General features: G+C 69.8%; 10 protein-coding genes. 2 read left to right on the top strand and 8 right to left on the bottom strand.

Going from position 1 to position 12,063, the window contains the following annotated elements:
- Nucleotides 1-6: 6 nt before the first annotated feature.
- The 7 genes from WME79_RS35955 to WME79_RS35925 form a co-directional block, all read right to left on the bottom strand.
- On the bottom strand, nt 7-702 hold the full coding sequence (locus WME79_RS35955; RefSeq protein WP_437524314.1) for a succinate dehydrogenase cytochrome b subunit: 696 nt from the start codon (nt 700-702) through the stop codon (nt 7-9).
- Between the two features lie 137 nt (nt 703-839).
- Complete coding sequence (locus WME79_RS35950; protein ID WP_437524311.1) at nt 840-1,700, bottom strand: response regulator; 861 nt, start codon at nt 1,698-1,700, stop codon at nt 840-842.
- 330 nt (nt 1,701-2,030) lie between these two features.
- Nucleotides 2,031-2,879, bottom strand: coding sequence for an urease accessory protein UreG (gene ureG / locus WME79_RS35945; RefSeq protein WP_437524308.1), 849 nt, complete (start codon nt 2,877-2,879; stop codon nt 2,031-2,033).
- 9 nt (nt 2,880-2,888) lie between these two features.
- Nucleotides 2,889-3,551 carry an urease accessory protein UreF gene (locus WME79_RS35940; protein WP_437524305.1) on the bottom strand — a complete coding sequence of 221 codons (663 nt, stop codon included), beginning with the start codon at nt 3,549-3,551 and terminating at the stop codon, nt 2,889-2,891.
- 143 nt (nt 3,552-3,694) lie between these two features.
- Entirely contained in the window at nt 3,695-5,410 is a 1,716-nt protein-coding gene (gene ureC, locus WME79_RS35935; RefSeq protein ID WP_437524302.1) for an urease subunit alpha, read from the bottom strand.
- Nucleotides 5,407-6,108 carry an urease subunit gamma gene (gene ureA, locus WME79_RS35930; RefSeq protein WP_437524299.1) on the bottom strand — a complete coding sequence of 234 codons (702 nt, stop codon included), beginning with the start codon at nt 6,106-6,108 and terminating at the stop codon, nt 5,407-5,409. The genes ureC and ureA overlap by 4 nt, the downstream gene beginning before the upstream one ends.
- 54 nt (nt 6,109-6,162) lie before the next feature.
- Nucleotides 6,163-7,026, bottom strand: coding sequence for an urease accessory protein UreD (locus WME79_RS35925; protein ID WP_437524296.1), 864 nt, complete (start codon nt 7,024-7,026; stop codon nt 6,163-6,165).
- A 545-nt stretch (nt 7,027-7,571) separates the two neighbouring features.
- On the opposite strand from WME79_RS35925, the gene WME79_RS35920 reads away from it, so the two are divergent.
- Together WME79_RS35920 and WME79_RS35915 are read left to right on the top strand one after the other, a co-directional pair.
- Nucleotides 7,572-8,894: a class I SAM-dependent methyltransferase gene (locus WME79_RS35920; RefSeq protein WP_437524293.1), complete on the top strand. Its 1,323-nt coding sequence runs from the start codon at nt 7,572-7,574 to the stop codon at nt 8,892-8,894.
- A gap of 100 nt (nt 8,895-8,994) precedes the next feature.
- Nucleotides 8,995-10,110 carry an aminopeptidase gene (locus WME79_RS35915; RefSeq protein WP_437524291.1) on the top strand — a complete coding sequence of 372 codons (1,116 nt, stop codon included), beginning with the start codon at nt 8,995-8,997 and terminating at the stop codon, nt 10,108-10,110.
- A 1,405-nt stretch (nt 10,111-11,515) separates the two neighbouring features.
- On the opposite strand, the gene WME79_RS35910 is transcribed toward WME79_RS35915, so the two are convergent.
- Nucleotides 11,516-12,034, bottom strand: coding sequence for a nuclear transport factor 2 family protein (locus WME79_RS35910; protein WP_437524289.1), 519 nt, complete (start codon nt 12,032-12,034; stop codon nt 11,516-11,518).
- Nucleotides 12,035-12,063 lie beyond the last annotated feature (29 nt).

Here is a 12,063-nt window from a genome sequence, read left to right as displayed (position 1 = left end):
CCGGGCTCAGCGGACGATGCCGAACAGGACGGCGAGCGGGATGGACGAGAAGCCGGCGAAGAGCAGGATCGACGACGCGGCGGCGAGCTTCTTGAGCACCGGCGAGTAGCGCGGGTGGTTGAAGCCCACCGACTGGAACATGCTCCACGCGCCGTGGTAGAGGTGCAGCGCGAGCAGGCCCATCGCCACGACGTAGGCAATCGCCGCGGGTCCCGGGCTGAAGCCCTTCACGACGTTGTCGTAGGCGTCGAGCGGCACGAAGTCGGGGTGCACGGTGCCCGTCGTCAGGTGGAGCAGGTGATAGACGATGAAGGCGCCGAGGACGCCGCCGCTCAGCAACATCGTGCGCGCGGCGACGTTCGGGCGCCGCTGCCCCTTCACCTGGTAGGGGACCGGCCGGGCAGCGCGGCTGTGCTGCGCGAGCGTCACGCCCGTGTAGACGTGGACGATGAGGGAGGCGAGGAGGACGATCCGCGTCCCCCACAGCAGGGAGGGCGTCCCGTGGAGGAAGGCGGCATAGTCGTTGAACTTCTGCCGGCCGAGGAAGACCTGGAGGTTGCCGGCCATGTGGCCGATCACGAAGCCGAAGAAGATGACGCCGCTCAGCGCCATCGCGATCTTCTTGCCGACGAGATCCCGGTAGAAGGTCGCGGCGCGCTGGGCCCTGGCGGGGAGAGTCGATGGTGCAGCGGTGGGGCTCATCGCTCCCCTCCTTTAGTGGGGCGCGAACGCGTTCGCCAGAGGGAATCTTGAGCTCGATCGCCGAAGAATTTGCGGGCGCTCGCCGCAGATCTCGGCTCGGACGAGCGCGCCGCGCGCGCCCACGCCGCGCGCGAGCGTCAGGCGGCGCAGGGGCCGAGCGAGCGCCGTACCTTGTGACCGTAAAAGGCGAGCGCGAGCTCAATTGCGAAGATGCCGATGGCCTGCTCCTCCTGGCTGGTGAACGCCGGCAGGCGCTCGTCGCGGAGCACCACGAGGCCGCCAAACGAGCTCTCGCCCAGGCGGAGCGGCGCGACGATGGCGGCGCCGAAGCGATCGCCCTCTGCGGTACAGAGCAGATCGGGCGCGTCGTCCGCGGAGAGGCGGACGGGCGCGAGCGCGCCCTCGATGCGCCCGGCGAGCCGGGCGATGAACGCCGCGGGCACCTCGGCGCCGGAGGCCGCCTGGTAGAGCGCGGCCCCTTGATCGAGCGCGAGGGAGAGCGCGGCGCCGGTCGTATAGACGACCTTCGCCGCGAGATCCACGGCGCGCTCGGGGAAGTCGTCCCGCGAGAGGGACGCGACCAGGGCGGCGCTCGCCTGGTGGACGGCCGCCACGGCGTCGAGGTGGGTGCGCAGCATCGCCGCCTCGAGCAGCCGCTTCAGGTCCTCGATGTCGTAGGGCTTCTCCAGCATGTCGTACGCGCCGCGCTCGATGCACTCCACGGCGTCTTGGGCGCTCGAGCACGGGGAGCCGACGATGATCTCCAGGTCGGGGCTGAGCGCCTTGAGCGCGGCGATGGTCCCGGCGCCCTCCATGCCGAGCGCCCCCACATCGGCGACCACGAGGTCGAAGCGGCGCGCCTTGACGAGCTCGATCGCGGCGAGCCCGCTCTCGGCACAGGTGACGTCGAAGCCGCCCTGGCTGAGCTCGAGCGCGAGCCTGTCGAGGACCCTCTTCTCGGCGTCTACCACCAGCACATGGGGTCGGGCCTGGCTCACTGATGCCTCCTCCTCTGGTCTACAACGGGTGCGCCGCGCCGCCTCGCCATCCGGCGCTGCCGTGATCGCGTGGCGACCGCGGCGGTCGTGGTGGAAGTCGCTCCGCCCGGCGGAGCCCTCTCCGCCCTCTACCACCCGTCCGAAGTCCGCCTACGGTCCAATAGAACCGGTATTCCAGCGAAACGGAAGTCGAAGCGGCGTTACCGCTGTCCTCCTTTAACAGGGCACGGCGCTGCGCGCCCGGCGCAGATGTGATCCGGTATGCCGACTCCTGTGGAGCGTGAGCGCTTCTCGCAGCGCTTCTCGCAGCGTGAGGCGCGCGATAGAGGCCTATTTCGCGGAAGGCGCCGTGGTGGTCGCGCGGCGCATGGCGGAGAGGATGTGGTCAATGATCTCGGGGACTCCCTGGCTCCGGTTGCACTGCGCGAACAGGAACGGCCCGTCGCCCCGCATCCTCCGGGCGTCCCGCTCCATGACGCCGAGGTCGGCGCCGACGTGCGGAGCGAGATCGGTCTTGTTGATCACGAGCAGATCCGACTGCGTGATGCCCGGTCCGCCCTTGCGCGGCACCTTGTCGCCGCCGGCGACGTCGATCACGTAGATCGTGTAGTCGACGAGCTCCCGGCTGTACTGGGCGGCGAGGTTGTCGCCGCCGCTCTCGACGATGAGGAGCGCGGGCGCGACGTGATCCATGAGGTCGTCGAGCGCGACGAGGTTGTGGCTGATGTCCTCGCGGATCGCCGCGTGCGGGCAGCCCCCGGTCTCCACCGCGCGGATGCGCTCCGGCGGCAGCGCGTTGTTGCGGTGCAGGAACTCGGCGTCCTCCTGGGTGAAGATGTCGTTCGTGACGACGCCGAGCGGCATCCTGTCGCGCAGCGCGCGGCAGAGCGCGAGCACGAGCGCCGTCTTGCCGCTGCCGACGGGCCCCCCGATCCCCACCGTGAACGCGCGCGCCGAGAAATCGCGGTCCTTCGGTGCATCCCGCTCGCTGAAGAGCCCCGGATGCGCCCAGTGCTCGTGCGTGTGCCCGTGCTCGTGCGTGTGCCCGTGCTCGTCTCCGTGCGCATGCGCGTGCCTGTGACCACCCCCGTGAACGTGGTCGTGGTCGTGAACGTGGTCGTGGTCGTGAACGTGGTCGTGGCCGTTGTGCCCGTGCCCGTGATCGCCGGGGTCGTGCATGCTGTCACCTCACGATTGAAAGAGACGCGAGTAGAGCCGATCCTGCGTGGCCCCGAAGAGATCGAGGAGCGGCGCCGGCTGCGCGAGCTCGTCGATGCCGTGATCTTCACACTCATGGAGCACCGCGTTGAGGAGCGGCGCGCTCTCGAGTTGCAGTCGCTGTGCCTCCAGGGGCCCGATGAGCCCGAGGCGCACCGCCGCCGAGACGACGCCGCGGAGCGAGGCGTGCAGGTAGACGGCCTGCGCGTCCTCGCGCGGGACGCCGAGCGCAGCGAGGGTCGCGCCGAACGCGGGCGCGTGGTGGCCCAGCGCCTCCCGCGCCCGCACGGCGGCGTCGAGGCGGCGGATCTCGGCGGAGGGGAAGACGCGCGCGCTCGTCGCGAGGAACGCGCGGCCCTGCGTCCGGCTCGCCCGGTTCGCGACGTGGTTCACGAGGAAGGCGTCGCAGGCGTCATCGACGGCCGCGATGTCGAGCGGGCGCTCGTGCGCAGCCCGCACGAGCGGCAGCGCGCCGAGGCCCACCTGCCAGAGCGCGCTCGCGACGAACGACGAGAGCGCGCTCCCAGGCCCGACCTCGCCGAGCTGCACCGCCGCCTCCAGGCCCGCGGAGTGCGCGAACCCTCCGACCGGGAACGCGGAGTCGGAGAGCTGGAGGAGGAGCCACCTGTTCATGCGCGCGGATGGAATCAGACAGAATCAGACAGAAGCAGAGGGGAGCGGACGGACGTAGACGGGATCAGACGGGAGCAGACAGAATCAGACGGAGAGAAAGGTGAACCCGCGGGCGCGGAGCGGCCGAGGGCGAGCGCCCCGCCTCAGAAGAGGCAGTACCTCTGCGCGAGGGGCAGGATCTTCGCGGGGTCGCAGCGGAGGAGCTCGCCGCCGGCCCGCACCTCGTACGTCTCGGGATCGACCGTGATCGGCAGGAGCGTGCTGTTGAGGCGCATGTCGGCCTTGCCGATCCGGCGGCACCGGCGGACCGCCGAGAGGCGCTTCTTCAGGTCGAGCCGGCGGATGCTCCCCTCGTCCATGGCGCGGCTCGACACGAAGGCGATGCTCGTCTCGCCGACGGCCGCGCCGAGCGAGCCGAACATCGGGCGCATGTAGTACGGCTGAGGCGTCGGGATGGACGCGTTCGGATCGCCCATCTGCGCCCAGGCGATGAGGCCGCCCTTGATCACGAGCTCCGGACGCACGCCGAACATCTGGGGCCGCCACAGCACGAGATCCGCGAGCTTGCCCGGCTCGACCGACCCGATCTCGTGGGACATGCCGTGCGCGATGGCCGGGTTGATCGTGTACTTGGCCACGTAGCGGCGGATCCGGAAGTTGTCGTTGTCGCCCTGCTCCTCGGGCAGCCGGCCGCGCTGATCCCGCATCTTGTGCGCGGTCTGCCAGGTCCGCGTGATCACCTCGCCGACGCGGCCCATCGCCTGGCTGTCGCTCGAGATGATGCTGATCGCGCCGAGGTCGTGGAGGATGTCCTCGGCCGCGATGGTCTCGCCGCGGATGCGGCTCTCGGCGAACGCCACGTCCTCCGGGATGTTCCGGTCGAGGTGGTGGCAGACCATGAGCATGTCGAGGTGCTCGTCGAGCGTGTTGACGGTGTACGGGCGCGTCGGGTTCGTCGAGCTCGGGATGACGTTCGGCTCGCCGCAGATGCGCAGGATGTCGGGCGCATGCCCGCCGCCCGCGCCCTCGGAGTGGTAGGAGTGGATCGTCCTGCCCTTGAACGCCGCGATGGAGTCGTCGACGTAGCCCGACTCGTTCAGCGTGTCGGTGTGGAGCGTGACCTGGATGTCCTCGTGCTCGGCGAAGCTGAGGCAGCAGTCGATGGCGGGCGGGGTCGTCCCCCAGTCCTCGTGCAGCTTCAGCCCGACGGCGCCGGCGCGCACCTGCTCGAGCAGCCCCTCGGGCGACGAGGTGTTCCCCTTGCCCGTGAGGCCGATGTTGAGCGGCAGGACGTCCGTCGCCTGCAGCATCAGCGAGATGTGGCGGGCGCCCGGGGTGCACGTGGTCGCGTTCGTGCCCGTCGCCGGGCCCGTGCCGCCGCCGACGAACGTGGTGACGCCCGACGCGAGCGCCTCGTATCCCTGCTGCGGGCAGATGAAATGGATGTGCGTGTCGACGCCCCCGGCCGTGACGATGTGGCCCTCGCCGGCGATGACCTCCGTCGTCACGCCGACGATCATGCCCGGCGTGACGCCCGCCATCACCTTCGGGTTGCCGGCCTTGCCGATCGCCGCGATGCGGCCGCGCTTGATGCCGATGTCGGCCTTGTAGACGCCGGTCCAGTCGACGATGAGCGCGTTCGTGATGACGCAGTCGAGCGCCTCGTCGTTCGAGGCGCCGGGCATCTGCCCCATGCGATCGCGCAGCACCTTGCCGCCGCCGAACTTGCACTCGTCGCCGTAGGACGTGTGATCCCGCTCGACCTCGGCGATGAGGCCCGTGTCGCCGAGCCGCACGCGATCGCCCACCGTCGGCCCGTAGATATCGACATAGTGTCGTCGCTGCATCCTGTGGCTCATGCCTGCTGCTCCTCCCGCGCGGCGTGCGCCGCCCCGTGCGGGCCGACCTGCACCAGCGTGATCGTCTTCTCGTCGCCCGGCTCGAAGCGGACCGCGGTGCCCGCGGGGATGTCGAGCCGCATCCCCGCCGCCGCCGCCCGATCGAACTCGAGCGCGCGGTTCGTCTCCGAGAACGGGTAGTGGCTGCCCACCTGGATCGGCCGGTCGCCCAGGTTCTTCACGGGGAGGGAGAGCCGCCGCCGGCCGGGGGAGAGCTCGATCTCGCCGGGCTTCACGAGCACCTCGCCGGGCGTCGGCTCGGCCGTCACCTCCCCCTGGCCTGCCTGCTGGAAGAGCGACACGTCGGGCACGGGGAGGAAGCTGCCGTAGAGCGCGAGCGCCAGATCGCCGTGCTCGAGCGCGATCGGGTGGTGGACGGTGACGAGCTTCGTCCCGTCGGGGAAGGTCCCCTCCACCTGGACCTCGGCGATCATCTCGGGGACGCCGGCCATCACCTGCGCGCGCCCGAGCAGGCGGCGGCCGACGTCCATGAGCTCGGCGACGCTGCGGCCGTCGCGGATCAGCTCGAGGATCTGCGTCGCGATGAGCGCGACGGCCTCCGGGTAGTTGAGCCTGACCCCGCGCGCGAGGCGCTTCTGGGCGAGGACGCCCGCGCCGTGCAGCACGAGCTTGTCGAGATCACGAGGCGCAAGGTGCATGTTCGCCCTCTCTCCGGCGCAGCGACGCCGCGGCTTTGCCGGCGCGGCGCGACGCTACCACTTTCGTGCGAACGGATCATCACCGAGCTCACCCGCGAGGAAGCCGAGCGCGCTCCGGAGGAAGCCGGCGACTCGCTCGACGCTCGTGCCCGCGACGCGCACGACGGCGCCGCCGCCCCGGAGCGGGCTCGCCGACGCGACGAGCTCGGCGCGCCGCTCGGGCGGCGGCCGCGGCGCGAGCAGCGCGTCCGCCGCGCTCGCCGCGCGCGGGCCGAGCGCGACGAGCGTCGCGAGCGCGTCGAAGCGCCCCATGCGCTCGGGCAGCGCGCCGTGCGCGGGATCGAGCAGCGCCGCGTCGAGCAGCACGGCCCGCCCGCCGCGGCTCACCCGGATGCGCGACGCATACCTGTCGAACGCCCAGCGCTCGCCCCGCGCGCTCCGGCCGGAGGACAGCGCGTCGACGAGCACGAGCGACGCGTCGTCGGCGAGCGCGACGTCGATGTCCTGTTCGTACCGCGAGCCCGCGAAGCAGACGACCGGATCGGGGATCGCGACGAGGAGCCCGCCTCCCTGGACCTCGGCATCGAGGCGCTGGCGGCCGCCGAGGGGCGAACGGTAGACCTTGGTCGAGGCCTGGGTGCTGAGCAGCGCGGCAGCCCCGCGCCCGACGCGCGCGTGGAGGTGGAGCTCGTCGCCGCCGACGAGGCCGCCGCCGAAGCTCGCGACGAACACCCACGCTGCCTGTCCGTGGTTCTTCGGAGCGAGCAGCCTGAGCGGGCTCCTGGCGAGCGCCTTCTCGAGCACGGTGCGCCCTGCGACGCGCGTGAACACGAGCTCACCGCTGCCGGCCTTCCCTGCGCGCCGCGCGGGCGGCGGCGGGTCTCGCAGGGCGGCGGGAGGATCGCTGGGCGTGGTCACGGGCCGGCGTGCGTACCACGGACCGCGCCTTGGCTGCGAGGAAGCGGAGCGCTTCCCGGGTGTGAGCGGCGCGAGCGGCGCGAGGGCGTGCTGCGCGCCCCGGCCGTGAGGGAGCTGAGCGCTTACCGGGCGCGAGGGAGCACAGGCGCGTACGGGCGCGAGGGTGCGCAGCACACACAACACAGGGGATGGATACGTCACGCGACCAGGAAGACGGCCAGGAAGGTAGGGAGAAATTCGAATCATCTTCCCGATTTCCCTCCTTCGCCTGGAACATGAAACATCCCGGACACGTGAGCATGCTGTCGGGACTCTCCCGAACACCACTACGGTGCTATGAGCGAGCCAGCCACTGCGTTCCTCCTGTCCCTGACGACAGCGCGTGTCCGGGGTGTCCGCCGGCCGCTGTGGGCGTTCCGTGACTCGCTGTGATGGCGTTTGCATGGATGACATGTTGCTTGACGGGAAAGCGCAGCTCGGGTCAGCTCGTCGGGCGGCCGGGGGGCCGCGGAGGGGGTCCGATGTTCATCGTCAGGAAGGGCGAAATGCCGCCGTGGTCTCGTCGGTTCAAGGAAGCGGCGTCGCGCCTGCTGGAGCGCCACGGCGGGACCCCGTTCGAGCTGCGCTTCTGGGGCGGCGAGCGGCTGCGCTTCGGCGCGGGCGCGCCCGAATTTGCCGTGACGTTCAGGACGCGTCGGTCGCTCTGCGAGACGGCGTTCCGGGGCACGCTCGGCCTCGGTGAGGCGTATGTCCGGCGCGAGGTCACGTTCGAGGGAGATCTCGAGGACTCGCTCGCCGGTCTGTTCCAGCTCGCGCGGTCCGTGGAGGCGCGCTTGCCGCGCCTCGTGCCCGCGTCGTCGTCGTTCGACCGCGGCCTCTCGGGCGTGCTCGACGCGCTCCGGCTCGGGCTGCTCTCCGGGGCGGCCAAGCGTGAGAGGCTCGCTGTCGAGCGTCATTATGGGCTAGGCAACGACTTTTACCCTCTTTACCTGGACAGGCGCCTCCAGACGTCGTGTGGCTATTTCAGCTCTCCGGGCGAGACGCTCGACGACGCGCAGGCGCACAAGATCTCCCTCGTCGCGCGGAAGCTCGCGCTCCGGCGCGGGCACAGGCTCGTGGATCTCGGCTGCGGATGGGGGCACCTCATGTTCCACGCCGCGGAGGCGTACGGGGTGCAGTGCCTCGGTATCACCCTCTGCGAGAACCAGGCGAGGTACATCCGCGAACAGGCGGCGGCGCGGCGGCTCCCGGTCGAGGTCCGCGTGATGAGCTGCGACGAGCTCGAGGACGAGCCGCGGTGGGATCGGCTCGTCTCCCTGGGCTCGATGTGCCATGCCGGAGAGCGCCGTATCGAGGTGTTCTATGACACGGTGAAGGCGCTGCTCGCCCCGGGCGGCGTGTGCCTGCTCGAGAGCGTCACGAGAGAGCAAGAGTCGTCGCGGACTGACCCCTTCCTGCAAAAGCACATCTTCCCGGGGTACTGGCCTCCTTCGCTCCAGGGGATGGCGACGCGCGCCTCGGCGCGCGGGCTCGACGTGCTCGACGCAGAGAACCTGCGGCGCCACTCGGCGCTCACGGCCCGCTGCTGGCGCCGTAACTTCCTGGAGAACAGGGAGAAGATCGAGCGGGTCACCGGCTTCGACGGCGCCTTCATGAGGACGTGGGAGTTCTATCTCGCGTGCGCGGCCGCCGCGTTCCGCAGCGGGCACCTGGGCGCCATCCAGATGGTGCTGGCGAACGGGGCTCCACGCGACTACCCCCTCGCACGCGAGCCCCTGTATGCCACGGAGGAGCCCTCTCTGCGGGAACGCGCGCCGATCGTCCCGGCCGTGCAGCTCAGTTCGTGGGGGGCGGCGCTGCCGTCCTGATCTGTCGGGCACTGTCCCGCGCGTGCGGCGGGGCGCGCGGCGCGCGCGTCCCCTGCGCGGAAGAGCTTGTTAAGCCCGCGCGGCCAGCTATCAGCTAAGGATGAGCGAAAGGCTTGCGGCCAGCGCCCGTCGCGGCGCCGCGCCCTCGTCGTCCGTGTCGCGCCCTCGCTCCGCGGCGCGCGTGGTCTGCGCCGCCGCGGGGCTCGTCGCGCTCTGTCTCGTGCTCGCATCGTGTACTCAGGTCCGCTACCTCGCGCAGGCGGGCGCCGGCCAGCTCTCGATGGCCTGGCGCGCCGAGTCGCTCGAGGACGCCGCCTTCGACGCCCGCAGGCCGTGGCGGACGCGCGCGCTGCTGCGCGAGGTCCCGCACATCAAGCGCTTCGGGGAGCGCCACGGGCTGACCCCGACCGGCAATTACAGGACGTATGTCGAGCTCGATCGCCCAGCCGCGGTCTGGGTGGTGAGCGCGTGTGAGCCGCTCCGGTTCCGCTCGAAGACATGGAGTTTTCCTGTCGTGGGTACGGTCCCCTACATGGGGTGGTTCGATCTCAAGGATGCCAAGGCGTTCGCGGCGCCGCTCAAGGCGGCCGGCTGGGACGTCGACGTGCGTCCGGCGGGCGCCTACTCGACGCTCGGCTGGCTCGAAGATCCGGTCCTGTCCACGATGATCTCGGACGGGGACGAGGCGCTCGGCGACCTCGCCAACGTGGTGCTCCACGAGTCGCTGCACGCGACGCTCTACCTGAAGGGGCAGACGAGGTTGAACGAGAGCCTCGCGAGCTTCGTCGGGGACGAGCTCACCAAGCTTTACCTGGACGAGCGGGTGGGCCCCTTCTCCGCGGAGAAGACGGCCTACATGAGGGAGCTGGAGAGGGGCGAGGTGCGGACGCGCGCGCTGCACGCGGCCTACGTCCAGCTCAATCGGCTGTACGCGTCCCCGGCGCCCGACGCCGAGAAGCGGGCGGAGAAGGACGCGGTGCTGGCCCGGCTCAAGGCCGACATCGGGGCGCGCCGTCCGATCAACAACGCGTCGCTCGTGCAGTTCCGCGTCTACAACTCGGGGACTCCGGAGCTCCGGGCGCTGCTCGCGACCTGCGGTGGCAGCTGGCCGAGGTTCCTGGGCGCGTTGCGGAGGCTCGAACGCCACAGGTTCTCCACGCCCCAAGAGAACATCGCCCGGGTGGTTGAGCCGCTGATCCAGGCCGGCTGCAGGTAGTCCAGCGAGCTGTGCTGTGTGCCTGTGCCGCGAGCTGTGCCCTGCGCGCCGCGAGCTGCGCTATGTGCCGTGCGCTGCGCCCATGTGCGATGAGCTGCGCGCCGCGCTGCGTATTGCGGGCTGCGCCGCGTAGCGCACTGCGCCTTTGGCGGGGAGCGCGTCGTCGAGATACGACGCAAAGCGTCGGTGGTGCTCGTCCTGCCTTATTGAGTTTCTTCACTTCCACGGTGCAATGCAGGGCGTCCCGCTGCTCGATGGTGAACGTATTCATGTCCAGGTGACATTTGCGTTCTGGATCTGAACCCATCCCTGGATCGGACCAGTCCCTGCGGAAATGTATGACCGGTGCTGGCTTCCGGGATCGTGCGCGCGCCTCGGAGGGTGGGTTTTAGCGGCAATTTTGGCTGCTGGGCGCCAGGGCCGCGGCGCCTCCGCCGTTGGCCCGCCGGTTGCTCTATGTATCCACCAGATGTCGCCCCTGCTCGTCGTCCTGTTTCATGCGGACTCGAAGGGGATGACCCCTGGCATAACCTTCGCAATGCAAGCCTCGGTCTTCGGGGGGACGCCAAGCGAGGTGATCGGCGGCGCTAGCCGAGCGATCGCGACCCCGCCGTCACCCGAATGCCATGGCCCTTGCGGTATCGGGCTCCTTGATTGACTTGTCGCCGGGTGCCGGCGGAGAGCTTCGGTTCACGTGACGACAGACGCCTTACGAGGCGGTTAAGGAGGGATGGCCGAGGCACGCGCGACGCGCGTTGCCCCTTGCGTTGGCTTATCCTGACCAGCTTGTCAGACCTCGGTCTGAGCTTTTCTTATCTGTTGTGCCGCTCTCGATGTTGACGCTGCTTCCCGCTTCGCTTCAGCTTCTCCCCTGCTTCGCTTGAGCTTGCCCGTTCGATTCCGGTTTGCGCTTCGCTCTTTGCTTCAGCTTCATCTTTCGGTTTGACTGGCTTCTCGAATTGTCTTAATCTTCGGCCCGTCTTCGCTTTGTCTTCGCTCTTTACTTGATTGCGCTTCGAATTGCTTTCCTGACTTCTCTCTTCTGATCTCTTCTGATCGTGGGCCTCTCCAGGACTCCGGTGGATTCCTCCACCGGCGGTCCTGTGCGGTCCCGGTGGGTCCGCGAAAGCGGGCCTCAGGCCGGCGGGTTCTTCCCGACCGGCCTTTCTTTTTTGGTGCACATGAGCGCTTCCCGGGCGCGCCCTCGACGCCCTACGGAACCCCCTTATTGGGCAGCCTTTTTCAGCGGGGAAATTGAACAGGGAGGCGAGGAGACAGGGAGTATTTGAAGATGTGCTCCCCGTCTCCCCGTCTCCCTGTGAACTCTCCGAAGAATCTAAGGGGATGCCTTAGCTAGACGCCGCGAAGCCCGTGGCGGGTTGCGTCTCGAGTCTGAGCGTCGTTGTCAGTGGCTGTCGTCGCCAGGGGTGTTCCTGGGGTGGACGGTGGCAGAGACGATCTTCCACTCGCCGTCGATCTTCTCGAGCCGTAGCACCACGGGCAGCTCGTCGCGCCGGACCTCTTGCCCGTGCCGGGCGCCCGTGACCGTCGCAGTGGCGGTCACCTCCGCCGTCATACCGGCCGGGTCGATCTGGATCTCCGTGCCACCCAGGCTCACATCCGCGGTCTGATAGACGACCGCTGCCTGGGTCGCCGCGTTCGCGAGCTCGTCGCGGCCGCGGAGGCTGTCGCCGATCTCGGCGATACGGGCGCTCGCCTCCTTCGCGAAGATCTCGGCGAACTCACTGCGAATGCGGCCGTGACGCACCAGCGGATTCCGCTCGCCGTCGTCGACGCGCACCGCGTCCTCGAGCTGGGTGAGCCGTTCGCGGATCCGTTCCTCCTCGGAGGGCGACAGCAGCAGCGCCGCCGCGCCGAGGACGGCGCCGGCGGCGATGAGCCCGAGCGGGAGCCAGCGTTTCATGCTGCAAGTATAGGCGAAGGCGCGGCGCG

The organism is Sorangium sp. So ce726, from assembly GCF_051521405.1.
GTDB lineage: Bacteria > Myxococcota_A > Polyangia > Polyangiales > Polyangiaceae > Sorangium.
The sequence above is the reverse complement of the archived record's forward strand: the minus strand, read 5'-3'. Positions and strand labels throughout refer to the sequence as shown.